This window comes from Cupriavidus sp. USMAHM13 (genome assembly GCF_001854285.1).
In the GTDB taxonomy this organism is placed as follows: Bacteria; Pseudomonadota; Gammaproteobacteria; order Burkholderiales; family Burkholderiaceae; genus Cupriavidus; species Cupriavidus malaysiensis.
Window position 1 is genome coordinate 1,811,459 of sequence record NZ_CP017751.1, and the last position, 24,860, is coordinate 1,836,318.

Annotated in this window: 23 protein-coding genes and 2 pseudogenes; 20 read left to right on the top strand and 5 right to left on the bottom strand. The window is 67.8% G+C overall.

The annotated features are described in order from the left end of the window. Positions 1-8: 8 nt before the first annotated feature. The 10 genes from nuoG (at position 9) to BKK81_RS08010 (ending at position 11,322) form a co-directional block, all read left to right on the top strand. Positions 9-2,375: an NADH-quinone oxidoreductase subunit NuoG gene (gene nuoG / locus BKK81_RS07965; RefSeq protein ID WP_071011897.1), complete on the top strand. Its 2,367-nt coding sequence runs from the start codon at positions 9-11 to the stop codon at positions 2,373-2,375. 21 nt (positions 2,376-2,396) lie between these two features. Next, positions 2,397-3,461: an NADH-quinone oxidoreductase subunit NuoH gene (gene nuoH / locus BKK81_RS07970; RefSeq protein ID WP_071011898.1), complete on the top strand. Its 1,065-nt coding sequence runs from the start codon at positions 2,397-2,399 to the stop codon at positions 3,459-3,461. 71 nt (positions 3,462-3,532) lie between these two features. After that, positions 3,533-4,024: an NADH-quinone oxidoreductase subunit NuoI gene (gene nuoI / locus BKK81_RS07975; RefSeq protein ID WP_071011900.1), complete on the top strand. Its 492-nt coding sequence runs from the start codon at positions 3,533-3,535 to the stop codon at positions 4,022-4,024. Positions 4,025-4,202: 178 nt separating this feature from the next. Further along, positions 4,203-4,838: an NADH-quinone oxidoreductase subunit J gene (locus BKK81_RS07980; RefSeq protein WP_071011901.1), complete on the top strand. Its 636-nt coding sequence runs from the start codon at positions 4,203-4,205 to the stop codon at positions 4,836-4,838. A 17-nt stretch (positions 4,839-4,855) separates the two neighbouring features. Beyond that, on the top strand, positions 4,856-5,161 hold the full coding sequence (gene nuoK / locus BKK81_RS07985; RefSeq protein ID WP_010809122.1) for an NADH-quinone oxidoreductase subunit NuoK: 306 nt from the start codon (positions 4,856-4,858) through the stop codon (positions 5,159-5,161). Positions 5,162-5,223: 62 nt separating this feature from the next. Next, a complete protein-coding gene (nuoL, locus tag BKK81_RS07990) occupies positions 5,224-7,314 on the top strand; it encodes an NADH-quinone oxidoreductase subunit L (protein WP_071011903.1) in 2,091 nt (696 codons plus the stop codon). Positions 7,315-7,327: 13 nt separating this feature from the next. Next, positions 7,328-8,794, top strand: a complete 1,467-nt coding sequence (locus BKK81_RS07995; protein ID WP_071011905.1) for an NADH-quinone oxidoreductase subunit M — start codon at positions 7,328-7,330, stop codon at positions 8,792-8,794. A gap of 18 nt (positions 8,795-8,812) precedes the next feature. Next, positions 8,813-10,291: an NADH-quinone oxidoreductase subunit NuoN gene (gene nuoN / locus BKK81_RS08000; protein WP_071011907.1), complete on the top strand. Its 1,479-nt coding sequence runs from the start codon at positions 8,813-8,815 to the stop codon at positions 10,289-10,291. Positions 10,292-10,313: 22 nt separating this feature from the next. Beyond that, the gene (locus tag BKK81_RS08005) at positions 10,314-10,625 is read left to right on the top strand and encodes a DUF2818 family protein (RefSeq protein WP_071011909.1); all 312 of its coding nucleotides are present in this window, start codon (positions 10,314-10,316) and stop codon (positions 10,623-10,625) included. A 43-nt stretch (positions 10,626-10,668) separates the two neighbouring features. Further along, positions 10,669-11,322 (top strand): NUDIX domain-containing protein, encoded by a 654-nt coding sequence (locus BKK81_RS08010; RefSeq protein ID WP_071011911.1) that lies wholly within the window; start codon positions 10,669-10,671, stop codon positions 11,320-11,322. A gap of 229 nt (positions 11,323-11,551) precedes the next feature. On the opposite strand, the gene BKK81_RS08015 is transcribed toward BKK81_RS08010, so the two are convergent. The 3 genes from BKK81_RS08015 to BKK81_RS08025 form a co-directional block, all read right to left on the bottom strand. Further along, positions 11,552-12,316, bottom strand: a complete 765-nt coding sequence (locus BKK81_RS08015) for a crotonase/enoyl-CoA hydratase family protein (protein ID WP_071011913.1) — start codon at positions 12,314-12,316, stop codon at positions 11,552-11,554. Between the two features lie 27 nt (positions 12,317-12,343). Then, positions 12,344-13,111 carry an SDR family NAD(P)-dependent oxidoreductase gene (locus tag BKK81_RS08020; protein ID WP_071011914.1) on the bottom strand — a complete coding sequence of 256 codons (768 nt, stop codon included), beginning with the start codon at positions 13,109-13,111 and terminating at the stop codon, positions 12,344-12,346. An 88-nt stretch (positions 13,112-13,199) separates the two neighbouring features. Continuing rightward, positions 13,200-14,378, bottom strand: coding sequence for a thiolase family protein (locus BKK81_RS08025; protein WP_071011916.1), 1,179 nt, complete (start codon positions 14,376-14,378; stop codon positions 13,200-13,202). Positions 14,379-14,581: 203 nt separating this feature from the next. Here BKK81_RS08025 and BKK81_RS08030 point away from each other — a divergent pair, with 203 nt between their 5' ends. The 3 genes and pseudogenes from BKK81_RS08030 to BKK81_RS35265 all read left to right on the top strand — a co-directional run. Then, positions 14,582-15,379: an IclR family transcriptional regulator gene (locus tag BKK81_RS08030; protein WP_071011918.1), complete on the top strand. Its 798-nt coding sequence runs from the start codon at positions 14,582-14,584 to the stop codon at positions 15,377-15,379. Positions 15,380-15,420: 41 nt separating this feature from the next. Further along, positions 15,421-15,723, top strand: a pseudogene (locus BKK81_RS35260) (AMP-binding enzyme); the annotation flags it as partial. A gap of 279 nt (positions 15,724-16,002) precedes the next feature. Beyond that, positions 16,003-16,260: pseudogene (locus BKK81_RS35265) on the top strand (acyl-CoA dehydrogenase family protein); the annotation flags it as partial. 17 nt (positions 16,261-16,277) lie between these two features. On the opposite strand, the gene BKK81_RS08040 reads toward BKK81_RS35265, so the two are convergent. Next, positions 16,278-17,213 (bottom strand): LysR family transcriptional regulator, encoded by a 936-nt coding sequence (locus tag BKK81_RS08040; RefSeq protein WP_071016222.1) that lies wholly within the window; start codon positions 17,211-17,213, stop codon positions 16,278-16,280. Positions 17,214-17,227: 14 nt separating this feature from the next. Continuing rightward, on the bottom strand, positions 17,228-18,025 hold the full coding sequence (locus tag BKK81_RS08045) for a crotonase/enoyl-CoA hydratase family protein (protein WP_071011921.1): 798 nt from the start codon (positions 18,023-18,025) through the stop codon (positions 17,228-17,230). A 325-nt stretch (positions 18,026-18,350) separates the two neighbouring features. On the opposite strand from BKK81_RS08045, the gene BKK81_RS36330 reads away from it, so the two are divergent. The 7 genes from BKK81_RS36330 (at position 18,351) to BKK81_RS08080 (ending at position 24,831) form a co-directional block, all read left to right on the top strand. Continuing rightward, entirely contained in the window at positions 18,351-18,866 is a 516-nt protein-coding gene (locus tag BKK81_RS36330; RefSeq protein WP_231908000.1) for a tripartite tricarboxylate transporter substrate-binding protein, read from the top strand. Further along, complete coding sequence (locus BKK81_RS08055) at positions 18,851-20,008, top strand: acyl-CoA dehydrogenase family protein (RefSeq protein ID WP_071011925.1); 1,158 nt, start codon at positions 18,851-18,853, stop codon at positions 20,006-20,008. Before BKK81_RS36330 ends, BKK81_RS08055 begins: the two co-directional genes overlap by 16 nt. 34 nt (positions 20,009-20,042) lie before the next feature. Continuing rightward, positions 20,043-21,023 carry an acyl-CoA dehydrogenase gene (locus BKK81_RS08060; protein WP_071011927.1) on the top strand — a complete coding sequence of 327 codons (981 nt, stop codon included), beginning with the start codon at positions 20,043-20,045 and terminating at the stop codon, positions 21,021-21,023. Positions 21,024-21,362: 339 nt separating this feature from the next. Continuing rightward, a complete protein-coding gene (locus BKK81_RS08065) occupies positions 21,363-21,809 on the top strand; it encodes a DUF1178 family protein (protein WP_071011929.1) in 447 nt (148 codons plus the stop codon). A 93-nt stretch (positions 21,810-21,902) separates the two neighbouring features. Continuing rightward, complete coding sequence (locus BKK81_RS08070; RefSeq protein WP_071011931.1) at positions 21,903-23,105, top strand: acyl-CoA dehydrogenase family protein; 1,203 nt, start codon at positions 21,903-21,905, stop codon at positions 23,103-23,105. 13 nt (positions 23,106-23,118) lie between these two features. Next, a complete protein-coding gene (locus tag BKK81_RS08075; protein ID WP_071011933.1) occupies positions 23,119-24,237 on the top strand; it encodes an acyl-CoA dehydrogenase family protein in 1,119 nt (372 codons plus the stop codon). A 150-nt stretch (positions 24,238-24,387) separates the two neighbouring features. Further along, positions 24,388-24,831, top strand: a complete 444-nt coding sequence (locus tag BKK81_RS08080) for a MaoC family dehydratase (RefSeq protein WP_071016224.1) — start codon at positions 24,388-24,390, stop codon at positions 24,829-24,831. The last annotated feature ends 29 nt before the right edge of the window (positions 24,832-24,860 follow it).

Below are 24,860 nucleotides of genomic sequence, written 5' to 3' on the forward strand. Positions count from 1 at the left end.
GGCAGAACATGGTTGAACTCGAGATCGACGGCAAGAAGGTTGAGGTTGCTGAAGGCAGCCTGGTGATGGAAGCGGCCCGCCAGCTGGGCACCTACATCCCGCACTTCTGCTACCACCGCAAACTGTCCATCGCGGCGAACTGCCGCATGTGCCTGGTCGAGGTCGAAAGGGCCCCGAAGGCGCTGCCGGCCTGCGCGACCCCGGTCACGCCGGGCATGAAGGTCTTCACCAATTCGGCGAAGGCAGTCAAGGCGCAGAAGTCCGTGATGGAATTCCTGCTGATCAACCACCCGCTGGATTGCCCGATCTGCGACCAGGGCGGTGAGTGCCAGCTGCAGGACCTGGCCGTGGGCTACGGCGGCAGCGAATCGCGCTACAAGGAAGAGAAGCGCGTGGTGTTCCACAAGAACGTGGGCCCGCTGATCTCCATGGAAGAGATGACGCGCTGCATCCACTGCACCCGCTGCGTGCGCTTCGGCCAGGAAGTGGCCGGTGTGATGGAGCTGGGCATGCTGAACCGCGGCGAGCATTCGGAGATCACCACCTTCGTCGGCCAGACCGTGGATTCGGAGCTGTCCGGCAACATGATCGACCTGTGCCCGGTCGGCGCGCTGACCAGCAAGCCGTTCCGCTACTCGGCCCGTACCTGGGAACTGGCACGCCGCAAGTCGGTGTCACCGCACGACGGCCTGGGCGCCAACCTCGTGGTCCAGACCAAGAACCAGCGCGTGATGCGCGTGGTGCCGCTGGAAAACGAAGAGGTCAACGAGTGCTGGCTGTCCGACAAGGACCGCTTCTCGTACGAAGGCGTGAACAGCGCCGACCGCCTGACCAAGCCGCTGCTCAAGCAGGGCGGCCAGTGGATAGAGACCGACTGGCAGACCGCGCTGGAATATGTGGCCAACGGCCTGGCCGGCATCAAGCGCGAGCATGGCGCCGACCAGATCGCCGCGCTGGCCAGCCCGCACAGCACGCTGGAAGAGCTGCACCTGCTGGCCAAGCTGGTGCGCGGCCTCGGCAGTGACAACATCGATTTCCGCCTGCGCCAGGCCGACTTCTCGGCCGGCCTGCAGGGTGCACCGTGGCTGGGCATGCCGGTGGCCGAGGTGAGCACGCTGCAGCGCGTGCTGGTGATCGGCTCCTCGCTGCGCAAGGATCATCCGCTGCTGGCCGCGCGTCTGCGCCAGGCCGGCAAGAAGGGCGCCCGCGTCGCCGTGCTGGGCGCCGGCGGTGAGGACCTGCTGATGCCGCTGGCCGCGCGCATCGACGTGGCCCCGTCGGGCTGGACCGCCGCGCTGGCGGGCATCGCCCGTGCCGTGGCCGCCGCCAAGGGCGTGGCCGCTCCGGCCGGCACCGAAGGCTTCGACGGCGACGCGCAGGCCAAGACCGTGGCCGAAGCGCTGCTGTCGGGCGAGCGCCGCGCAGTCTTCCTCGGCAACGAGGCCGTGCGCCACCCGCAGTTCTCCGCGCTGCATGCGCTGGCACAGTGGATCGCCACCGAGACCGGCGCCACGCTGGGCTTCCTGACCGAAGCCGCCAACACCGTCGGCGGCTACCTGGCCGGCGCGCTGCCGCAGCAGGGCGGCGCCAACGCCCAGGCCCTGCTGGAAACCCCGCGCAAGGCCTACGTGCTGCTGAACACCGAGCCGGAGTTCGACTCCGCGGATCCGCGCCGCGCGCTGGCCACGCTGTCGCAGGCCGGCACCGTGGTGGTGCTGTCGCCGTTCCGCTCGGAAGCGGCGCTGCAATACGCCGACGTGATCCTGCCGGTCGCGCCGTTCACCGAGACCGCCGGCACCTTCGTCAACTGCGAAGGCCTGCCGCAGAGCTTCAACGGCGTGGTGCGCGCGCTGGGCGAGTCGCGCCCGGCGTGGAAGGTGCTGCGCGTGCTCGGCAACATGCTGGAAGTGCCTGGTTTCGACTACGACAACGCCGAGTCGGTGCGTGACGAAGTCCTGGCCAAGCCGGTCGCGCCGCAGCTGAACAACGCCACCCAGGCGGCCATCCGCGTCAGCGCCGCCGGCGCCGGTGTCGAGCGCATCGCCGACGTGCCCATCTATCACGCCGACCCGATCGTGCGCCGTGCCGACTCGCTGCAGCTGACCGCTGCCGCGCGCCGCGCCATGCAGGTCGGCCTGCCGACCGCGCTGTTCGAGAGCCTGGGCATCCAGTCCGGCGATCCGGTGCGCGTGACGCAGGGCGATGCCAGCGTCGTGCTGCCGGGCGTGCTCGAAGCCACGCTGCCCGCCAACACGGTGCGCGTGCCCGCCGCCACCAGCGCTGCTGCCGCGCTGGGCGCGATGTACGGCCAGGTCAAGGTCGAGAAGGCCGTCGAACTCGGTGCCGCCAAGGCGGCTCCGGCGGTCACGGCTTAAGAAGAATAGCGAGAAAGAAACATGATCGACTGGATTACCTCGCAAGGGCACAACCTGTTCGGCGTCGCCTGGACGCCGATCTGGATCCTGGTCCGCGCCGTGCTCATCGTGCTGCCGCTGCTGCTGTGCGTGGCCTACCTGATCCTGTGGGAGCGCAAGCTGATCGGCTGGATGCACGTGCGTCTGGGCCCGAACCGCGTCGGCCCGCTGGGCCTGCTGCAGCCGATCGCCGACGTGCTGAAGCTGCTGCTCAAGGAAGTGATGACGCCGACCCAGGTCAGCCGCGGCATCTACTTCATCGCGCCGCTGATGGTGCTGATGCCGGCGGTGGCGGTGTGGGCGGTGATCCCGTTCCAGGCCGAGCTGGTGATGGCCAACGTCAATGCCGGCCTGCTGTACGTGATGGCCATCAGCTCGGTGGGCGTGTACGGCGTGATCCTGGCCGGCTGGGCCTCGAACTCGAAGTACGCCTTCATCGGCGCCATGCGCGCCGCCGCGCAGATGATCTCGTACGAAATCGCCATGGGCTTCGCCCTGGTGACCGTGCTGATGGTCTCCGGCAGCCTGAACCTGTCGGCCATCGTCAACAGCCAGAACACCGGCTACTTCGCCGGCATGGGCCTGAACGTGCTGTCGTGGAACTGGCTGCCGCTGCTGCCGATGTTCGGTGTCTACTTCATCTCGGGCGTGGCCGAAACCAACCGCCACCCGTTCGACGTGGTGGAAGGCGAATCGGAAATCGTGGCCGGCCACATGATCGAGTACTCCGGCATGGCGTTCGCGCTGTTCTTCCTGGCCGAGTACATCAACATGATCATCATCTCGACGATGACCGCGCTGATGTTCCTGGGCGGCTGGGCTTCGCCGTTCGATGTGCCGGGGCTGAACGCGATCCCTGGTTTCTTCTGGCTGCTGATCAAGGTTTTCCTGCTGCTGTCGGTGTTCATCTGGATCCGCGCCTCGTTCCCGCGCTACCGCTATGACCAGATCATGCGCCTGGGCTGGAAGGTGTTCATTCCGCTGACCGTCGGCTGGCTGATCATCGTGGCGATCTGGATCAAGTCGCCGTGGAACATCTGGCACTGAACGGCCGGAAGGGCCAACGGACGGCGCGCGCCGCAGCGCGCGCCGCGCGGAATCACTAGGAAGCAATCGTCATGCTGCTCGCCATCAAGGACTTCTTCAACAGCCTGCTCCTGAAGGAACTCTTCAAGGGCATGGCTCTGACCGGGCGTTATCTCTTCGCCCGCAAGGTCACTGTCCAGTTCCCGGAAGAGAAAACCCCGATCTCGCCGCGTTTCCGCGGCCTGCACGCTCTGCGCCGCTACCCCAACGGGGAAGAGCGCTGCATCGCCTGCAAGCTGTGCGAGGCCGTGTGCCCGGCGATGGCCATCACCATCGAGTCGGACGTGCGCGCCGACGGCACGCGCCGCACCACGCGCTACGACATCGACCTTACCAAGTGCATCTTCTGCGGCTTCTGCGAGGAAGCCTGCCCGGTGGACGCCATCGTCGAAACGCAGATCCTCGAGTACCACGGCGAGAAGCGGGGCGACCTGTACTTCACCAAGGACATGCTGCTGGCAGTGGGCGACCGCTACGAGCCGCAGATCGCCGCGGCCAAGGCGGCGGACGCCAAGTACCGCTGATCGAGTCCGGGCCCGCTGCCGTGTGGCGGCAGGTCCGGCAAGGCGGGCGGCCAGTCCGGCCGCCGCAGCCAACCGAAATTGAATCGTGCCCTGCGAGGGGCCAAGGCTAGGAAGCCGCAAGCGCGGGCCACCCGGGGGTGTGCGTGCCGTGCGGCCCCAAGAGGATCCGATAGGGACCATGGAACTCACGACCACCATCTTCTACGTCTTTGCGCTGGTGCTGGTGCTCTCCGCACTGAAAGTCATCACTGCGAAGAACCCGGTGCACTCCGCACTGTTCCTCGTGCTGTCGTTCTTCACGGCCGCGGCGATCTGGATGCTGCTCAAGGCGGAATTTCTCGCCATCCTGCTGGTGCTGGTGTACGTCGGCGCCGTGATGGTGCTGTTCCTGTTCGTGGTGATGATGATCGACATCGACATCGAGCACCTGCGGCGGGACTTCTGGACCTACGTGCCGATGGCCTCGATCGTCGGCGCGCTGATCATCGCCGAGATGGCCATCGTGCTGGTGCGCAACTTCATCGGCACCACCAGCCCGGTGGTCAACGCTGCCGCGCAGGCGCCCGGCTACTCGAACACCGCCGCGCTGGGCAAGCTGATCTACACCGACTACATCTTCGCCTTCGAAGTGGCCGGGATCATCCTGCTGGTCGCCATCATTGCCGCCGTGGCCCTGACGATGCGCCGCCGCAAGGACACCAAGTCGCAAGACATCTCCGAGCAGCTGCGTACCCGCCGCGACGATCGCGTGCGCCTGGTCTCGATGCCGGCGCAGGTTGCGCAAGCCGCCGATGCGGCCAACAACAAGAACTGAAGCCACGGAGAAACGCTGTGCTCTCTCTCGCCCATTTCCTCGTGCTCGGTGCGATCCTGTTCGCCATCAGCATCGTTGGTATCTTCCTGAACCGCAAGAACGTGATCGTGCTGCTGATGGCGATCGAGCTGATGCTGCTCGCGGTCAACATCAATTTCGTCGCCTTCTCCCACTACCTGGGGGACCTGGCCGGACAGGTTTTCGTTTTCTTCATCCTCACGGTGGCCGCCGCCGAGTCGGCAATCGGTCTCGCGATCCTGGTGGTGCTGTTCCGCAACCTGGACACGATCAACGTGGACGACATGGATACGCTCAAGGGCTGACCTCATGACTGCTCACGTAAAGACCCCAGATCGCTCACCGACCGCACACCAATAAGCGTCCTATGGCAACCACGCTCAACCCCAACCTGCTGCTGGCGATTCCGCTGGCGCCGCTAGCCGGCGCCGCGATAGCCGGCCTGTTCGGCACCAAGTTCTTCGGCTGCACGACCTCGGATTCCCGCGCCGGCCGGGTGATGGCCCACACGGTGACCATCCTCGGTGTGGCCATCGCCTTCGTGCTGTCGGTGCTCGTGCTGCGCGACGTGCTGGACGGTGCCAGCTTCAACGGCACCATCTACGAATGGATGAGCATCGGCGGCCTGAAGATGGAGGTGGGCTTCCTGGTCGACTCGCTGACCGCGATGATGATGGTGGTGGTCACCTTCGTCTCGCTGATGGTGCACATCTACACCATCGGCTACATGCAGGGCGACCCCGGCTACAACCGCTTCTTCGCCTACATCTCGCTCTTCACCTTCTCGATGCTGATGCTGGTGATGAGCAACAACTTCCTGCAGCTGTTCTTCGGCTGGGAAGCGGTGGGCCTGGTGTCCTACCTGCTGATCGGCTTCTGGTTCACCCGCCCGACCGCCATCTTCGCCAACATGAAGGCCTTCCTGGTCAACCGCGTCGGCGACTTCGGCTTCATCCTGGGCATCGGCCTGCTGCTGGCCTACAGCGGCAGCCTGAACTACACCGACGTGTTCGCGCAGCGCGACCAGCTCGCCACCGTGATCTTCCCGGGTACCGACTGGCTGATGATCACCGTGGCCTGCATCTGCCTGTTCATCGGCGCGATGGGCAAGTCGGCGCAGTTTCCGCTGCACGTCTGGCTGCCTGACTCGATGGAAGGCCCGACCCCGATCTCCGCGCTGATCCACGCCGCCACCATGGTGACGGCCGGCATCTTCATGGTCAGCCGCATGTCGCCGCTGTTCGAGCTGTCCGACACCGCGCTGTCCTTCGTCCTGGTGATCGGTGCCATCACCGCGCTGTTCATGGGCTTCCTCGGCGTCGTCCAGAACGATATCAAGCGCGTGGTGGCCTACTCGACGCTGTCGCAGCTGGGCTACATGACCGTCGCACTGGGCGCTTCGGCCTACTCGGTGGCCGTGTTCCACCTGATGACCCACGCCTTCTTCAAGGCACTGCTGTTCCTCGGCGCCGGCTCGGTCATCATCGGCATGCACCACGACCAGGACATGCGCAATATGGGCGGCCTGCGCAAGTACATGCCCATCACCTGGCTGACTTCGCTGGTCGGTTCGCTGGCGCTGATCGGCACGCCGTTCTTTGCGGGTTTCTACTCCAAGGACTCGATCATCGAGGCGGTGGCGGAATCGCACATCGCGGGCTCCGGCTTTGCCTACGTGGCGGTGCTGGCCGGCGTGTTCGTCACGGCGTTCTACTCCTTCCGCATGTACTTCCTGGTCTTCCATGGCGAGGAACGCTTCGGCAAGGCCAACCACGACCACCACAACCATCATGGCGACCATGAGGATGAGGAGGTCTCGGCGGATCACCACCATGGCCTGGCCCCCGGCGAGAAGCCGCACGAGTCGCCGTGGGTGGTGACCTTGCCGCTGGTGCTGCTGGCCATCCCGTCGGTGATCATCGGTGCCATCGCCATCGAGCCGATGCTGTTCGGCGACTTCTTCAAGCACGGCGTGGCCTTCAAGGATGTGATCTACGTCGGCGAGAACCACCACGCGATGGCCGAGCTGGCCGAGGCCTTCCACGGCTGGGTGCCGATGGCACTGCATTCGCTGACCACCCCCGTGCTGTGGCTGGCCATCGCCGGCGTGGTCCTGTCGTGGTTCTTCTACATGAAGCGCCCCGACATCCCGGAGGCGATCAAGCAACGCTTCTCCGGCGTGTACAAGCTGCTCGAGAACAAGTACTACCTGGATGACATCAACCAGGCAGTGTTCGCCAAGGGTGCGCGCCTGATCGGCGGCGGTCTGTGGAAGGGCGGCGACCAGGGCCTGATCGACGGCCTGGTGGTCAACGGTTCGGCACGTGTGGTGGCTTCGTTCGCCGCCGCCAGCCGCTACCTGCAGTCCGGCTACATCTACCACTACGCGTTCGCGATGATCGTGGGCATGCTGGTGCTGCTGACTCTGACCATCACCGGCGTGATAGGCACCAAGTAAGGAAAACAACGAAATGGTTCTGTCATTCGCAATCTGGCTGCCTATCTTCTTCGGCTTGCTGGTGCTCGCCTTCGGTTCGGACCGCAGCAAGTGCTTCGTGCGCTGGATGTCGCTGTTCGGCTCGCTGGTGAGCTTCGTCGCCACCCTGCCGCTGATGTTCCACTTCGACCGCTCCACGGCGGCCATGCAGTTCGTGGAGAAGTCGACCTGGATCGAACGCTTCAACATCCAGTACCACCTGGGTGTCGACGGCATCTCGATGTGGTTCGTGGTGCTGACCGCCTTCATCACCGTGATCGTGGTGATCTCGGCCTGGGAGGTGATCACCGAGCGCGTGGCCGAGTACATGGCCGCGTTCCTGATCCTGTCCGGCCTGATGGTCGGCGTGTTCGCGGCGCTGGACGGCCTGCTGTTCTACGTGTTCTTCGAGGCCACGCTGATCCCGATGTACATCATCATCGGTGTCTGGGGCGGTCCGAACCGTGTCTACGCAGCCTTCAAGTTCTTCCTGTACACGCTGCTGGGCTCGCTGCTGACGCTGGTCGCGCTGATCTACCTGTACAACAAGACGGGTACCTTCGAGATCCTGCAATGGCATGACGCCAAGCTGTCGATGAACGAGCAGATCGCGCTGTTCGTCGCCTTCTTCATGGCCTTCGCGGTCAAGGTGCCGATGTGGCCGGTGCACACCTGGCTGCCCGACGCCCACGTGGAAGCGCCGACCGGCGGTTCGGTGGTGCTGGCTGCCATCATGCTGAAGCTGGGTGCCTACGGCTTCCTGCGGTTCTCGCTGCCGATCGCGCCGGACGCCAGCCATACGCTGGCCCCGTTCATCATCACCATCTCGCTGATCGCGGTGATCTACATCGGCCTGGTGGCGCTGGTGCAGGCCGACATGAAAAAGCTGGTCGCCTACTCGTCGATCGCGCACATGGGCTTCGTCACGCTGGGCTTCTTCATCTTCAGCGAGATCGGTGTCGAAGGCGGCATCGTGCAGATGATCTCGCACGGCTTCATCTCGGGCGCGATGTTCCTGTGTATCGGTGTGCTGTACGACCGCGTGCACTCGCGCCAGATCGCCGACTACGGCGGCGTGGTCAACACCATGCCGAAGTACGCCGCGCTCGCCGTGTTCTTCGCCATGGCCAACTGCGGCCTGCCCGCGACTTCCGGCTTCGTCGGCGAGTTCATGGTGATCCTGGGTTCGGTCAAGTACAACTTCTGGATCGGCCTGCTGGCGGCGACCGCCCTGATCCTCGGCGCGGCCTACTCGCTGTGGATGGTCAAGCGCGTGGTGTTCGGCGACATGGTGCACCAGCACGTGCGTGAACTGGTCGACCTGAACAAGCGCGAGTTCTTCATGCTCGGTGTGCTGGCCCTGATGACCCTGTACATGGGCCTGTACCCGAAACCCTTTACCGACGTGATGCACGCGTCCGTGGTGAACCTGCTGTCCCACGTGGCACAGTCCAAGCTGTAAGCGGGGGAGAGAGAGAATATGCAACCGTCCTCTTCTAGTCTGGCACCTGTGGCGCCAATCATCTTCCTGGCCGTGGCCATCGCGGCGATCAACTGGATCGACCTGGCGCGCGGCAAGGGCAAGCAGAGCGTCGCCTATCCGCTGTCGCTGCTGGCGACGCTGGTGCTGACGTTCTGGTTCGGCCTGGACGCAGCCGGTGGCGAGACGCACTACGTCTTCGCCAACCTGGTGGTGGTCGACCCGATGGCCAACGTGCTGTCGGCCTTCTGCAGCCTGGGCATGTTCGCCACGCTGGTCTACACCCGCAACTACCTCGCCGAGCGCGACATGTTCGCCGGCGAGTTCTACATGCTGTCGCTGTTCACGCTGGGCGGCCAGATCGTGATGATCACCGGCAACAACTTCCTGACCCTGTACCTGGGCCTGGAACTGCTGTCGCTGTCGTCGTACGCCCTGGTGGCCCTGCGCCGCGATTCGCGCGTGACCTCCGAATCGGCGATGAAGTACTTCGTGCTGGGCGCGCTGGCTTCGGGCTTCCTGCTGTACGGCATGTCGATGATGTACGGCGCGACCGGTTCGCTGAACCTGGGCGAGGTGTTCCGCGTGGTCGAGTCCGGCCGCGTCAACAACACCATGCTGGCCTTCGGCGTGGTCTTCCTGGTGGCCGGCCTGTCGTTCAAGCTCGGCGCCGCACCGTTCCACATGTGGATCCCCGACATCTACCAGGGTTCGCCGACCGCGGTCACGCTGCTGATCGCCGGCGGTCCGAAGGTGGCGGCATTCGCGCTGATGCTGCGCGTCCTGGTCGAAGGCCTGCTGCCGCTGGCGGTGGACTGGCAGATGATGCTGGTGGTGATGTCGGTGGCCTCGCTGGCGATCGGCAACCTGACGGCCATCGTGCAGACCAACCTGAAGCGGATGCTGGCGTATTCCACCATCTCGCACATGGGCTTCGTGCTGCTGGGCATGCTGTCCGGCGTCGCCGGTGGCAAGGCTGACGGCGCTGCCGGCGCCTACAGCGCGTCGATGTTCTACTCGGTGACCTACCTGCTGACCACGCTGGGCACCTTCGGCCTGATCCTGCTGCGCACCAGCAAGGGTTTCGAAGCCGAGACGCTGGAAGACCTGAAGGGCATGTCGCGCCGCAACCCGTGGTTCGCCTTCCTGATGCTGGTGATGATGTTCTCGCTGGCCGGCATCCCGCCGACCGTGGGCTTCTACGCCAAGCTGTCGGTGCTGCAGGCCGTGGTCTCGACCGGCCAGACCTGGCTGGCCGTGGTGGCGGTGCTGTTCTCGCTGATCGGCGCCTTCTACTACCTGCGCGTGGTCAAGCTGATGTACTTCGACGCGCCGGTGGGCGAAGAGAAGATGGAGGCCACCTTCGGCCTGCGTTCGCTGCTGAGCCTGAACGGCCTGGCGATCATCCTGCTCGGCATCTTCCCGGCCGCGCTGATGAACCTGTGCTACACGGCGATCCGCGCCACCCTGGCGTCCTGATCGCGACGGCGGAGCGGCGGCGATGAGCACTTCGGCAGGCGGCTGGTTTGTCATCGTGCTGGCACTGATCTGTGCCAACCTGCCGTTCGTCAACCAGCGGCTGTTCGGCCTGGTGCCGCTGCGCCGGCCGCTCAAGCCGCTGTGGCTGCGCCTGGGCGAACTGCTCGTCTGGTACGGCGTGGCCGGCGCCGCCGGCTTCGCTGTCGAGGCGAGCCTTGGCAATGCTTTCCCGCAAGGGTGGCAGTTCTACGCCATCACCGCCTGCATGATGCTGGTGTTCGCCTTCCCGGGCTTCACCTGGCAATATCTCGTCAAGCACCGCGCCGCGGCCTGAAGCTCCCCTCCGGGAACGGGCCGCGCCCATTCCCGGAGTGTTCATGAGCGACAAGATCGAACTGGCCCGCGCGGCCGCTGCCCCCCATGCCCCCGACGCCTCCGACGCCTCCGACGGCGCCCGCGATGCCGGGTTGAAGGAGACGTGCGTCGCCTCGGCGACCCTGCACCAGGGCAAGTTCCTCACGCTGAAGCAGGATATCGTCGCGCTGCCCGACGGCAAGCACGCGGGCCGCGAGTACGTGCTGCACCCCGGCGCGGTGATGATGATTCCGCTGTTCGACGACGGCCGCGTGCTGATGGAGCGCCAGTTCCGCTATCCCATCGGCAAGGTCATGGTGGAGTTCCCGGCCGGCAAGCTGGACCCCGAGGAGGGCGCCTTGCGCTGCGGCCAGCGCGAACTGCTGGAAGAGACCGGCTACCGCGCGGAGCGCTGGGACTACCTGACGCGCATCCACCCCGTCATTTCCTACTCGACCGAGTTCATCGACATCTTCCTCGCGCGCGGCCTGCAGGCCGGCGAGGCGCAGCTCGACGAAGGCGAATTCCTCGAGACCTTCATCATGCCCGCCGGTCAGTTGATCGACTGGGTGCGCCAGGGCCGCGTCAGCGACGTCAAGACCATCATCGGTGCGTTCTGGCTGGAGAAGGTGCTGTCGGGCGCCTGGGCGCCAGGCGAACTCCCGGCGCCGCGCTGAGGCAGCGGCCGGCGCAGGTTTGCGCCGGCCGGGCTGCACCCGTTCGCCGGGCGCAGGCGCTGGTGTTGGTGCATCTCGTAGGCTTCGTCCCGCGCGACGGAGTTCGCACTGCACGGGTTCGCTCCCCGCTCCCGCTTGCGGAGAGGGGCCGGGGGAGAGGGCAGGCGCCGGCCCGTCGCGGCAGCGCCCGCTGGTCGACGCGCTTGCCTTCGCCCTGCTGCCTTGCCGCCTACTTACCCGTCCAGACTGGCTTGCGCTTCTCGGCAAAGGCCGCCGCGCCCTCGCGCGCGTCGGACGAGGCAAGCACCGGAGCCACCAGCGGGCGCTGGCGCTCGAACATCTCCTCGTTGGACCAGTCGGCCGACTCGGCGACGATGCGCTTGCTGGTGGCAACCGCCAGCGGCCCGTTGGCGCCGACCGCGGCGGCCAGCGCCAGCGCGCCGTCGAGCGCCTGGCCCGGTTCGGCCAGGCGGTTGACCAGGCCATAGGCGTGGGCCGCCTCGGCGCTCATCATGTCACCGGTCAACGCGTACTCCATTGCCACGTGGTAGGGTACGCGGCGCGGCAGGCGCATCAGTCCGCCGGCGGCGGCGACCAGCCCGCGCTTGACTTCCGGCAGGCCGAATTTCGCTGCACGCGAGGCCACGATCAGGTCGCAGGCGAGCGCCAGCTCGAAGCCGCCGGCCAGTGCATAGCCTTCCACCGCGGCGATCAGCACCTTGCGCGGCGGTGCCTCGGTCAGGCCGCCGAAGCCGCGCCCGGGCAGGCTGGGACGCTTGCCGGCGAGGAAGCCCTTCAGGTCCATGCCGGAGCAGAAGGTGCCGCCGGCACCGGTCAGCACCGCCAGGGCCAGCGTGTCATCGGCCTCGAGCCGGTCGATCGCCGCGGCCAGGGCGGTGGCGGTCTCGAAGTCCATCGCATTGCGGGCTTCGGGGCGGTTGAGGGTGATCAGCAGCACATTGCCGCGCGTCTCGAGCTGCAGCGTATCGCTCATTTGCGGTCTCCTCGACTCGGCCGCGCGTCAGCGCGGCTGCATGCGGATGGCGCCGTCCAGGCGGATGGTCTCGCCGTTGAGCATGGGGTTCTCGAGGATGTGCAGCGCGGTCGAGGCGTACTCGTCGGGTGCGCCAAGGCGTGCCGGGTGGGGCACCATGGCGCCCAGCGAGCTACGCACGTTCTCCGGCAGCTTGGCCAGCAGCGGGGTGTCGAACAGGCCGGGGGCGATGGTGCAGACGCGGATCAGGCGCTGGGCCAGGTCGCGCGCAGCCACCAGCGTCATGCCGACGATGCCGGCCTTGGCCGAGGCGTACGGGATCTGCCCGATCTGGCCTTCGTAGGCGGCTACCGAGGCGGTCAGCACGCAGGCGCCGCGCTCGCCGTCGACCGGCTCGTTCTTCGCCATGCGGGCCGCGGCGAGGCGCAGCGTGTTGAAGGTGCCGACCAGGTTGATGCGCACGATCGACTCGTACTTTTCCAAGGAGCCGGGAGAGCCGTCCTTCTCGACCAGGCGCACCGGGCCGCCCAGGCCGGCGCAATGCACCAGGCAGCGCAGCGGCGCGAGCGCCGCGGCGGCGTCGAAGACGCGGTTCATCTGCTCGGTGTCGCACACGTCGGCCTGGACGAAGGTCACCTTGCCCTGCAGCGCGTCGAGTGCCGCCGCGCCGCGCTCGGCCGACAGGTCGCAGATGACCACGGCGACGCCGCGTTCGAGCAGGCGGCGGGCGCTGGCCAGGCCCAGGCCGGAGGCGCCGCCGGTGACGACGGCGGACATTTGCGAATCAAGCTTCATTTCGGGTCTCCTGTTGGTCTATCTTGGGATTCGGGTCGGGATTCGGGTCGGGATTCGGGTCGGGATTCGATGGCGGGGCGGTGGCGCTTCACAGGCGCTCGATGATGGTCGCGTTGGCCATACCGCCGGCCTCGCACATCGACTGCAGGCCATAGCGGCCGCCGCTGTCTTCCAGCGCATGCAGCATGGTGGTCATCAGGCGCGCGCCCGAGGCGCCCAGCGGGTGGCCCAGGGCAATCGCGCCGCCGCGCGGATTCAGGCGCGCCGCGTCGGCGCCCAGTGCCTTCTGCCAGGCCAGTGGCACGCAGGCGAAGGCCTCGTTGATCTCGTAGTGGTCGATCTGGTCCAGGCGCAGGCCGCTCTTCTTCAGCGCGCGCTGGCTGGCGGGGATCGGCGCCGTCAGCATGGCCACCGGATCGTCGCCACACACGTCGAAGGCGACGAAGCGGGCGCGCGGCTTCAGGCCCAGGCGCGCCGCGGCGGCCTCGCTCATCAGCAGGATGGCGGCGGCGCCGTCGCTGATCTGCGAGGCGTTGCCGGCGGTGACGTTCCAGCCGACCTGCGGGAAGCGGGCGCTCAACTCTTCGTTGCGGAAGGAGGCCTGCAGCGTGCCCAGCTTTTCCACCGAGGTGCCCGCACGGATGGTCTCGTCGTGCTCGACCACGCCGTTCGGCGTGACGATGGGCAGGATCTCGCGGCGGAAGTCGCCGCGCTCGCGGGCGGCGGCGGCGAGCTCGTGCGAGCGTGCCGAATAGCCGTCCATCTGTGCGCGCGACAGCTCGTAGCGGGCGGCCACCAGCTCGGCGGCAACCCCTTGCGACACCAGGCCGGGCGCATAGCGGGCTTCCATCGACGGACCGTAGGGGTTCTGGCCGATGCGCGCCGAACCCATCGGCACGCGGCTCATCGACTCGATGCCGCAGGCGATCACGATGTCGTAGGCGCCGGCCATGATGCCCTGTGCGGCAAAATGCACGGCCTGCTGGCTGGAGCCGCACTTGCGGTCGATGGTGGTGGCGGGCACGTGCTCGGGAAAGCCCGCCGCCAGCCAGGCCACGCGCCCGGGGCCCGCGGACTGCTCGCCGGCCTGGGTCACGCAGCCGGTGATGACGTCGTCCACCAGGCCGGGGTCGAGGCGGTTGCGCTCGACCAGTCCCTTCAGCACCTGGGCCAGCAGTTCGGTGGCATGCAGTTCGGTGAAGGCCGAACCCGGTTTGGAACGGCCCATGGGGCTGCGGATGGCGTCGACGATGACGGCTTGCTGCATGCTGGTCTCCTGTGATGCGGCGGATGGCTTCTGGATCGCTGGATGAGACGGCAGACTCGAAATCCAGTGTCTTTTGTCTCGTTGTGATGCTTTATGGTCCGAAAAGTCTAGCGTAAACGTGGAAATATTTGTTGACTGTCTTCTTATCTGAGGTGCAATATGAATTTAATGAGACTGAAGTATCGAAATGTAGAGGGCGAGGCATGAATCATCCGGTAGCGGCGGGGGACCAGGACGGCGAGGGCCGGCTGGTCAGCGCGCTGGCGCGCGGGGTCTCCATCCTGGGCTGCTTTTCGCCGACGGCACAGGAACTGAGCGGGCGCGAGCTGATGGAGATGACCGGCCTGGCCAAGCCCACCTTGTTCCGCCTGCTCGACACGCTGTGCGAGCTGGGCCTGCTGCGCTACTCGGAACGGGTGTCCAAGTACGTGCCCGGCGTCGGCCTGCTGAACCTGGCGGCGCCGGCGCTGGCGCGCATGACGGTGCGCCAGCTGGCGCGGCCCCTGATGCAGGAACTGGCCGACCACATCTGCGGCCAGCTCGAGCTGACCCTGGGCATCGGCCATACGCTCAGCTACGTCGAGATCGTGCAGGGCGTGGGCAGCAAGGTGTTCCGCCCCGAGGTGGGCATGCGCGTGTCGGTCTCGCGCACCGGCTCGGGCCGCGCCTACCTGTCGCTGATGGCACCCGAGGAGCGCGAGGCTTACCTGGCCGGGCTGAAGGCACAGGATCCGCAGCGCGAGGCCTGGCTGCAGGAGCGCCTGGCCGATGCCGCGCGCGACCTCGAGGAGTACGGCTTCTGCCGCGGCCATCGCGACCTGCACCGGGAAATCGAGTCGATCGCCGTGCCCATGCGGGTGCGCCGCGACGGCGAGGCGTGGATCTTCGCCGCCTCGGTGCCGGTGTACAGCGAGCAGAGCAAGCAGCTCGTCGACAACCTGGGGCCGCGCCTGGTGACGCTGGTACGCAGTGTCGAGGCTTCGCTGGGGACGATCGGGTAGTAGAAGGAGAAGGGGTTTCAAACCGGAGGAGACACGCAGTCATGACCAAGCTGCATCGCTGGGCGCAAATACAAGCAGACAAGGCCGCCCAGATCCAGGCCGACACTGGCGCGGTGCTGACCTACGGCGGGCTCGACCGCCGCGCCGGGCGCGTGGGGCGCTGGCTGGTGTCGCTCGGCCTGCTGACGCAGCAGCCGGCCGTTTATGACGCCGCCGTGATCGGGGTGCCCGACGAGGAGTTCGGCGAAGTCGCCAAGGCCGTGGTGCACCTGCGCGACCCGGCCCGGGCCGGCGCCGCCATGGCGCAGGAACTGGTGGATTTCTGCCTGGCCAGGCTGGGCCGCCTGAAACTGCCGCGCACCGTGGTGTTCGACAACCCGCTGCCGCGCCTGGAGACGGGCAAGCTGCTGCGCCGCGAACTCAAGGAGCGCTATCGCGGCCGCCCGGGCGAGGGCTTCGCGGTGCAGGCGCGCCGCGCCGCGCCGCAGCCGACGCCTGAATCCCCATCCCAGCCCATTCCAGTCCATCCCGGGCCGGCGCGTCTCGCGGAGGTGCCGGCCGAGCCTTGCAAGGAAGCCGTCATGCGTAGTGTTTTCCGTGAAGACCACGAACAGTTCCGTACCCAGATGCTGCGCGTCTTCGTCGACGATTGCCTGGCGCTGCACCTGCGCCGCGAGCTGAGCCCGGACCGCGCGGCCATGGCCAAGCTCAATGCCACCGAGATGCAGGGCCGCGTGCTCGACGAGTTCCTGCAACTGCACGGCGGTTACGGCTACATGAGCGAATACGCGATCGGCGGCGCCTGGGTCGACGCACGCGTGCAGCGCATCTTCGGCGGCAGCAGCGAAATCATGCGCGAGATCATCGCGCGCACGCTGTAGCGCCGGGCGCGCGCTGACTAGGCTGCGGCGGCGCCGTGCGCGGGCGCCCGGCCGGCGCGCGGCAGCGGGAAGACCCGCGCCGCCACGTCGCGGAAGCGCTGCGCGGCGGCGCTCTGCTGGTCGGGGCGGTAGGCCAGGGCGAGCCCGATCGCGGCCGCGGCCGGATAGTCCTCCAGTTCCCGGTAGACGATACGCTCGCTGGCGAAGCGCTGCATGATGGACGGCACCAGGGCTACGCCCAGCCCGCTTTCCACCAGCGCGAGCACGGTCTGCACCTGGATGGCTTCCTGCGCCACGCGCGGCACGAAGCCGGCGAGCTGGCAGGCCGACATGGCGGCGCTGTGCAGGCCGGCCGCCTCGTCGGCGGCGTACATGATGAAGCGTTCCCCGGCCAGCTCGGCCAGGCGCAGCGGCCCCTTGCCGGCGAGCGCGTTGCCGCGCGGCAGCGCGGCCACGAAGCCGTCGTGCTCGAGCGGCAGCAGGGTGGCGCCCGAGTGGCGCAGCAGCGGCGTGCGCACCAGCCCGACGTCGAGCGCTTCCTCGTCCAGCCATTGCAGGATGCGCGCCGAGGTGGCCTCGCGCAGCACCAGCTCCACGCCGGGGTACTCGGCACGGAAGATCGGCACCAGGCGCGGCAGCAGCGCGAAGGTGGTGGAGCCGACGAAGCCCACGCGCAGCACGCCGCCGGTGCCGCTGTCCGCGCTGCGCGCGGCATCGGAGAATTGCGCGGCGTGGAACAGCATGCGGCGTGCCTCGGCGAGCGCGGCGCGGCCGCTTGGCGTCAGCGCCACGCCGCGCGCGTCGCGCGTGAACAGCGTGGTGCCGAGTTCGGCCTCCAGCTTCTGGATCGACACCGACAGCGGTGGCTGCGCCATGTGCAGGCGCTCGGCAGCGCGGCGGAAATTCAGCGTTTCCGCCAGCACGACGAAATGCCGGATGCGGCGCAGGTCCATGGGGTTGCGCCGGCTCACTGGCCGGTGAAGACCGGTTGGCGCTTTTCCAGGAAGGCCTGCACCGCTTCGCGATGGTCGGCGGTCTGGTGCGACAGCGCCTGCAAGCCGGCCGACAGTTCCAGCAGCGTGTCCAGGCGGCTGTGCATGCCTTCGCGCATCAGCCGCTTGGCCATGCGCACCGCGTGCGGCGGGTTGGCGGCGATGCGCGCGGCGATGTCGAGGGCCGTCGGCAGCAGTTGCTCGGCCGGCACCACGCGCGAGACCAGGTTCCATTCGAGGGCCTGGCGGGCATCGATCGGCGTGCCGGTGAAGGTCATCTCCGCGGCGCGCGACAGCCCGATCACGCGCGGCAGCAGCCAGGCGCCGCCATCGCCGGGAATGATGCCGAGCTTGACGAAGCTCTCGGCGAACTGGGCCTGCTCCGCGGCGATGCGGATGTCGCACATGCAGGCCAGGTCGAGGCCGGCGCCCATGGCCGGGCCGTTGACTGCGGCGATCACCGGCACCTCCAGGTTGAACAGGGCCAGCGGCAGGCGCTGGATGCCGTTGCGGTAGTCCTGGCGGATCTCCAGGCCGCTGACGGCGCCCGATGCCTGGCGTTCCATGTCGCGGATATTGCCGCCGGTGGAGAAGGCGGCGCCGGCGCCGGTGAGAACCACCGCGCGCACGCTGCGGTCGTCGCGGATGCGCGCGATGGCGGCGAGGAAGTCGTCGACCGCGCTGTTGCCGGTCAGCGGGTTGCGCCGCTCGGGCTCGTTCATGGTCAGGGTCACGATGTGGCCCTGTTGCTCGTATCGCAGGAAATCCGCCATTTGTCCTTGTCTCTCCGTATGGGTTCGTTCTGCTTGCCGCAGTCGCGGCGCACGTTGCTGCGCACGGCCGCCGGGGGCAAGGCTAAGGGAGGCGGACTCGGCTTGTCCAATATCCGTTTGCACAGGAGCGATATCGCCGGGATATTGCGCTGCCGCGCCTGCCGCGCCAAGCCTGCCCAAGGCGCAGGCGGGCCAAGATGGCGCGGTATTCCGACGGCTTGTCCTCGGCGGGGGCGTGCGGGAAGAGCTGTCCAGCGCCGCTGTGGCCAGGGCTTCCAGGGGGCATTCGCCGGCATCCGCCCGATACCGATTCGATATCGGGAGCTTGCAAATCAATATTGGACGGGGCCCGCGCGACGCCCTTACTCTGTCGCATCCGCCGCCGTCCGCGCATCTGATGTTCGGTGCGCTGCCGTCGTCGATGCCACAGGCGCGCGCCGGTAAGCTGCATGCCCTGGCGATCCTGGACGCGACCCGATTCCCGCTGATGCCCGAGGTGCCCACGCTGCGCGAGCTGGGCTTCAACGATACGGAGGCCAGCGCCTGGTTCGGCGTGGTGACGCCGGCGCGCACGCCGCGCGCGGCCATCGCGGCACTGAACCAGGCCATCAACGACGCGCTCAGGCGGCCCGACCTGGTCGACAAGCCGCGTGCCATCGGCGCGCAGCCGATGCCGGGCAGCCCGGAGGCGTTCGGCCGCTTCGTCGAGGACGAGCGCGCGCTGGATCCCGGTCGCCAAGGCGCTCGGGGTCAGGGCGGAATGAGCGGCGCCAGGACCGCAACCGTGACTGTGTATGACCGATTGACCGATAAGGGAGTCGAAGTTTGGACAACTTGCTGAGTGCCTTCCGGCTGGCGGCCTTGCCGGCTGAAGCCGAGGCCTTCCGCGCCGATGTGAAGGCCTTCCTGCGCGACAACCAGCCGGCCGCGCCGGCTGACGTGCGTGCCCGCTCGTGGATGGGTTTCGATGCGGCCTTCAGCCGCCGGCTCGCCGCGCGCGGCTGGGTCGGCCTGACGCTGCCGGCCTCCTACGGCGGTGCCGGCATGGACGCCTTCCGGCGCTTCGTGCTGGTCGAGGAACTGCTGGCGGCGGGGGCGCCGGTGTCGGCGCACTGGATCGCCGACCGCCAGAGCGGTCCGCTGATCCTGAAGTACGGCACCGAGGCGCAGAAGCGCTTCTATCTGCCGCGCATCTGCGCCGGCGACGCCTTCTTCTGCATCGGCATGAGCGAGCCGGGCTCCGGCTCGGACCTGGCCAGCGTGCGCACCCGGGCAACGCGCTGCGAGGAGGGCTGGCGCCTGTCGGGGCGCAAGATCTGGACCACCAATGCCGACCACTGCCACTACATGATCGCGCTGGTGCGCTCCTCCGGCGCGCCGGAGGACCGGCAGCGGGGGCTATCGCAGTTCATCGTCGATCTGTCGCTGCCGGGCGTGACGGTGCGCCCCATCCGCGACCTGACCGGCGATGCGCATTTCTCGGAGGTCAGCTTCGACGATGTGCTGCTGGCGCCAGACGCGCTGGTGGGCGACGAAGGCAGCGGCTGGGAACAGGTGACGGCGGAACTGGCTTTCGAACGCAGCGGTCCGGAACGCATCTACTCGAGCATCGCCTTGCTGGAGCACTGGCTGGCGGGACTGCGGCGCGGCGCGCCGGGCGCGGAGCAGATCGCACTGGCCGGGCGCTTCGCCACCCACCTGTGCACGCTGCGCAGCATGTCGGTGGCGGTCACCGCGCGGCTGGCACGTGGCGAGAGCCCGGTGGTCGAGGCGGCGCTGGTCAAGGACATCGGCACCGAGTTCGAGCAGTCGATCCCGGCCCTGATCGAGGCGCTGTGCGGTGCCGAGCCGGGCGCCGAGATCGATGCCGAACTGGTCCGCACGGTGGCCTACCTGAGCCAGATCTCACCGACCTTTTCGCTGCGCGGCGGAACCCGCGAGATCCTGCGCGGCATGATCGCGCGCGGCCTGGGGCTGCGCTGAGCGGGCCCGTCACCCCATCGAGAGAACCTGAGCGATGTTCGTAGAAGCCATCGAGGCCATCCTGAAAGACCAATGCACGCCGGCCTTCGTGCGCAAGGTGGAGGCTGGTGCGCCGGCTGCGCCGTTGTGGGACGCGCTGGCCGACGCCGGCTTCCTCGAGTTGCTGGCACCGGAGGCCGCGGGTGGCGCCGGGCTTACCCTGGCCGAAGCCTTCCCGGTCTTCACCGCGCTGGGACGGCACGCCGTGCCGGCGCCGGTGGCACAAAGCCTGGCCGCGCGTGCGCTGCTGGCGCCGCACGGCGTGGCCGTACCGGCCGGCATGGTCACGCTCGCGCCGGCGCTGCGCGCCGAAGGCGAGGGTGGCTATTGCGCCCAGACGCCCTTCGGCATGCTTGCCGGCCATGTGCTGGCCGATGCCGGCAGCGACCTCGTGCTGCTGGACTGCGCCGCCGCCGAGCGCGTCGCCTCCGGCGTGCACGGCAGCCAGTGCGCCACGCTGCGCTGGGCGCGCACCGAGCCCTTGCTGCGCCTGCCCGGGGCAGGCGGCGAGGTGCAGGCGTTCGGCGCCGCCCTGCATGCGGCGCTGCTGGCGGGCGCCATGAGCCGCGTGTTCGAGCTGACGCTGCAGTACGGCAACGACCGCGCCCAGTTCGGCAAGTCGATCGGCAAGTTCCAGGCCATCCAGCACCAGCTTGCCGTGATGGCGGAACATGTGGCGGCGGCCGGCACCGCCGCCGAACTCGCCTTCCGCGGCGACCGCCCGGTGCCGGCCCTGCTGGGGGCGGCCATCGCCAAGGCGCGTACCAGCGAGGCCGTCGGCGTGGTCGCGGCCAGCGCGCATGCGGTGCACGGTGCGATCGGCGTCACTGAGGAATATGATCTGCAACTGCTGACACGCCGGCTGCACGAATGGCGCATGGCGCACGGCTCCGAGGCCTACTGGCACCGGTTCGTCGGGGAGGCCCTGCTGGCCTGGCGCGGCAGCGCCAGCGACTTCGCGCGCCAGGCAGCCTGAGCGCCCCGGGGTTGTGCCCGGCGCACCAGCCGTCGCCGCCCCGCTGTCCCGGCGCGGCCTTCGCCTCCGGCGCGGCGCCGCTGCACGAGGCTTCGCAAGCCAGCGTTCCTCCGCCCCCGGGGCGCCGGCATGGCCGCGGCAGCGCCCCTTTCCACCTGCTGTTAAGCTTGTATCGGGCAGGGCGTCCTCGCCTTGCCGTTTTGCATGGCAGAATCCCTGCCGCATCCGCCATTTTTCGGCGCTTGCGGCGGGTTTGGAGCGGTTCGCAAAAAAATTAGCACGACCGTTCACAAAATTTCGATTCACGGATAATATTGCTTTCGACGGGCTGGAAAGATCATGAAGGTGCTCGACCTGCGCTGTGCGCATGACCATCGTTTCGAGGGCTGGTTCGCCTCGGAGGAGGAGGCGCAGAACCAGATCGCGCGTGACCTCGTCCAGTGCCCGGTCTGCGGCGACCACGCCGTGAGCCGGCTGCCGAGCGCGCCGCGCCTGAATCTCTCGGGCGCCGTGGCGCCGGCGCAGGGCTCCGGCGAATCCTCGCCGACCGCACGGCAGGCGGCGCTGCAGGCGCTGTACCTGAAGGCGGTGCGGCAGGTGCTGGCGCAGACCGAGGACGTGGGGGAACGCTTTGCCGAGGAGGCGAGGCGCATGCACTACGAAGAGGCGCCCGAGCGCGGTATCCGCGGCTCGGCGTCGGCCGAAGAGGTGCAGGCGCTGGCCGAGGAGGGCATCGATACCATCCAGCTCGTGGTGCCGGACGCGCTCAAGCAGACGGCCCACTGAATTGCGTCCTGTGCCCGTTCCCGCCGGTGCATGACGCGCAGGCAGAACAACGCGCCGGTCATTTAGACGCCGGCATCATCACTGGAGACGGGCATGGATCTCAACTACTCGGCGGCCGACGACGCCTTCCGCGCGGAAGTGCGCGGCTGGCTGGAGGCCAATCTGCCGGCGGACATCCGCAGCAAGGTGCTGAACCACCGGCGTCCGAACCGCGACGACCTGGTGCGCTGGCACAAGATTCTGGCCGGCAACGGCTGGTCGGCGCCGCACTGGCCCGTGCAGTTCGGCGGCACCGGCTGGAACGCCACCCAGCGTCATATCTGGGATGAAGAGAACGCCCGTGTCGGCGCGCCCGGCGTGCTGCCCTTCGGTGTCGCCATGGTGGCACCGGTGATCATGAAGTACGGCAACGAGCAGCAGAAGCAGTACTACCTGCCGCGCATCCTGGACTGCACCGACTGGTGGTGCCAGGGCTATTCCGAGCCGGGTTCGGGTTCCGACCTGGCTTCGCTGAAGACGCGCGCCCAGCTGACCTCGGACGGCAAGCACTACATCGTCAACGGTCAGAAGACCTGGACCACGCTCGGCCAGCACGCCGACATGATCTTCTGCCTGGTGCGCACCGATCCCGAGGCCAAGCAGCAGGAGGGCATCTCCTTCCTGCTGATCGACATGAAGACCCCGGGCATCACCGTGCGCCCCATCATCATGCTGGACGAAGAGCATGAGGTGAACGAGGTCTTCTTCGACAACGTGCAGGTGCCGGTCGAGAACCGCGTCGGCGAAGAGAACAAGGGCTGGACCTACGCCAAGTACCTGCTCGGCCACGAGCGCACCGGCATCGCCCGCGTGGGCAATTCCAAGCGCGAACTGGGCTTCCTCAAGCGCGTGGCGCGCCAGCAGCAGAAGAACGGCAAGCCGCTGCTCGAGGATCCGGTGTTCGGCGCCAAGGTCGCCGCGCTGGAAGTCGAGCTGATGGCGCTGGAGATCACCGTGCTGCGCGTGGTGTCGAGCGAGGCCGCAGGCAAGGGCCCCGGCCCGGAAGCCTCGATGCTCAAGATCAAGGGCACCGAGATCCAGCAGCTGCTGACCGAGCTGATGGTCGAGGCCGTCGGCCCCTACGCCCAGCCCTTCGATCCGGCCTACCTGGAGTGCGAGCACGAGCATGCCGTGACCGGCTACGACGATGCCGCGCCGCTGGCCGCGTACTACTTCAACTATCGGAAGACCTCCATCTACGGCGGCTCCAACGAAATTCAGAAGAACATCATCAGCAAGATGATCCTGGGGCTGTGAGGAGACACGCGACATGAACTTCAATCTGAGCGACGAACAGAAGCAGCTCGCCGACGCGATCCACCGCTTCATCGACAAGAGCTACGACTTCGAGACCCGCAAGAAGGGCATCCAGACCTCCGCCGGCCACAGTGACTCCGCCTGGGGCGCGCTGGTCGAGCTGGGCCTGACCGCGCTGCCGGTGCCGGAAGCGCAGGGCGGCTTCTCCGGCAAGGCGGTCGACATGATGGTGGTGATGCAGGAGCTCGGCCGCGGCCTGGTGGTCGAGCCCTACCTGGCCACCGTGGTGGCCGCGCACGCGCTGAAGCTGGCCGGCGGCCAGGAAGCGCTGCTGGAGCAGGTGGCCGGTGGCGAACTCAAGCTGGCCACCGCCTTCAACGAGCCGCAAGCCCGCTATGCGCTCAATGACGTGCGCGTCACGGCCAAGGACGGCAAGCTGAACGGCCGCAAGGTCGTGGCCATCCACGGCGCGCAGGCCGACAAGCTGGTGGTGTCGGCGCGCACCGGCGGCGCCGAGGCCGACCTGGACGGCATCTCGCTGTTTCTGGTGGACGTCAAGGGTGCCGGTGTCAGCGTCACCGACTACCGCACCATCGACAACCTGCGCGCGGCCGACATCCAGTTCCAGGATGCGCCGGCCACGCTGCTGGGCAGCGCAGGCAAGGCCTGGCCGATCATCGAGGAGAGCGCCGACTACGCCGCCGTGCTGCTGTGCGCAGAGGCCGTCGGCGTGATGGACACGCTCAACGCCGCCACGCTGGAATACGCCAAGACGCGCCAGCAGTTCGGCGTGCCGATCGCGCGCTTCCAGGCGCTGCAGCACCGCATGGTGGAGATGTTCATCCATGCCGAGCAGTCGCGCTCGATCACGCTGCTGGCCGCGGCGCGCTTCGAAGAGTCGTCGCCCGAGGAGCGCCGCCGCTTTGCCTCCGCCGCCAAGGCACGCGTCGGGCAGGCCGCGCGTGCGGTCGGCCAGGAGGCGGTGCAGATCCACGGCGGCATGGGCGTGACCAACGAACTGCCGGCCGCGCACATGTTCAAGCGCCTGACGCTGATCAACACCACCTTCGGCGACGTGGACCATCACCTGGGCCGCTTCGCCGCACAGCCGGGCTTCCAGCAGGCAGCCTGATGCGCGTCCGCGCGCAGTGAGCAGACAAGCCGCGCCGGTGGTCCGGGCGCGGCTTTTTTGCTTCCGGGCACGTCCCCGGCGGTGGTGCCGGCATGACGCAGGCCTCAACCCAGAACCGGCCCGAGCGGCCACTTGCAGGTCACAATCACCATGCTTTACTTCGAAGACTTCACGGTCGGCAGCAAGCGCGACCTGGGCTCCTACCACGTCACCGAGGAAGAGATCCTGGCCTTCGCCCGCCAGTACGATCCACAGCCCTTCCATACCGACAAGGAGGCCGCCGCCAGGAGCATCTACGGCGGCCTGATCTCCAGCGGCTGGATGACCTGCGGCATCATGATGCGGCTGGTGGTCAACAGCATGGTCGGCAAGTCCGCCAGCATGGGCTCGCCCGGCGTGGACGGCATCCGCTGGCTCAAGCCCGTCTACGCGGGCGACACGCTCAGCGTCACCCTGAGCGTGCTGGAGTCGCGCCCGTCCCAGTCCAAGCCCGACCGCGGCGTGGTGCACACGCTGTGGGAGGCCACCAACCAGCGCGGCGAACTGGTCTGCACGGTCAAGGGCATGGGCATGTACGGGCGCCGGCCCGCCTGAGCGGGAATCCGGCGCGGCAGGCACAATGG

Excerpts from the sequence above, each read along its gene's own strand:
- nuoG (WP_071011897.1), top strand. The coding sequence starts at position 9 with ATGGTTGAACTCGAGATCGACGGCAAGAAGGTTGAGGTTGCTGAAGGC.
- nuoH (WP_071011898.1), top strand. The coding sequence starts at position 2,397 with ATGATCGACTGGATTACCTCGCAAGGGCACAACCTGTTCGGCGTCGCC.
- nuoI (WP_071011900.1), top strand. The coding sequence starts at position 3,533 with ATGCTGCTCGCCATCAAGGACTTCTTCAACAGCCTGCTCCTGAAGGAA.
- BKK81_RS07980 (WP_071011901.1), top strand. The coding sequence starts at position 4,203 with ATGGAACTCACGACCACCATCTTCTACGTCTTTGCGCTGGTGCTGGTG.
- nuoL (WP_071011903.1), top strand. The coding sequence starts at position 5,224 with ATGGCAACCACGCTCAACCCCAACCTGCTGCTGGCGATTCCGCTGGCG.
- BKK81_RS07995 (WP_071011905.1), top strand. The coding sequence starts at position 7,328 with ATGGTTCTGTCATTCGCAATCTGGCTGCCTATCTTCTTCGGCTTGCTG.
- nuoN (WP_071011907.1), top strand. The coding sequence starts at position 8,813 with ATGCAACCGTCCTCTTCTAGTCTGGCACCTGTGGCGCCAATCATCTTC.
- BKK81_RS08005 (WP_071011909.1), top strand. The coding sequence starts at position 10,314 with ATGAGCACTTCGGCAGGCGGCTGGTTTGTCATCGTGCTGGCACTGATC.
- BKK81_RS08010 (WP_071011911.1), top strand. The coding sequence starts at position 10,669 with ATGAGCGACAAGATCGAACTGGCCCGCGCGGCCGCTGCCCCCCATGCC.
- BKK81_RS08015 (WP_071011913.1), bottom strand. The coding sequence starts at position 12,316 with ATGAGCGATACGCTGCAGCTCGAGACGCGCGGCAATGTGCTGCTGATC.
- BKK81_RS08020 (WP_071011914.1), bottom strand. The coding sequence starts at position 13,111 with ATGAAGCTTGATTCGCAAATGTCCGCCGTCGTCACCGGCGGCGCCTCC.
- BKK81_RS08025 (WP_071011916.1), bottom strand. The coding sequence starts at position 14,378 with ATGCAGCAAGCCGTCATCGTCGACGCCATCCGCAGCCCCATGGGCCGT.
- BKK81_RS08030 (WP_071011918.1), top strand. The coding sequence starts at position 14,582 with ATGAATCATCCGGTAGCGGCGGGGGACCAGGACGGCGAGGGCCGGCTG.
- BKK81_RS08040 (WP_071016222.1), bottom strand. The coding sequence starts at position 17,213 with ATGGACCTGCGCCGCATCCGGCATTTCGTCGTGCTGGCGGAAACGCTG.
- BKK81_RS08045 (WP_071011921.1), bottom strand. The coding sequence starts at position 18,025 with ATGGCGGATTTCCTGCGATACGAGCAACAGGGCCACATCGTGACCCTG.
- BKK81_RS08060 (WP_071011927.1), top strand. The coding sequence starts at position 20,043 with ATGTTCGTAGAAGCCATCGAGGCCATCCTGAAAGACCAATGCACGCCG.
- BKK81_RS08065 (WP_071011929.1), top strand. The coding sequence starts at position 21,363 with ATGAAGGTGCTCGACCTGCGCTGTGCGCATGACCATCGTTTCGAGGGC.
- BKK81_RS08070 (WP_071011931.1), top strand. The coding sequence starts at position 21,903 with ATGGATCTCAACTACTCGGCGGCCGACGACGCCTTCCGCGCGGAAGTG.
- BKK81_RS08075 (WP_071011933.1), top strand. The coding sequence starts at position 23,119 with ATGAACTTCAATCTGAGCGACGAACAGAAGCAGCTCGCCGACGCGATC.
- BKK81_RS08080 (WP_071016224.1), top strand. The coding sequence starts at position 24,388 with ATGCTTTACTTCGAAGACTTCACGGTCGGCAGCAAGCGCGACCTGGGC.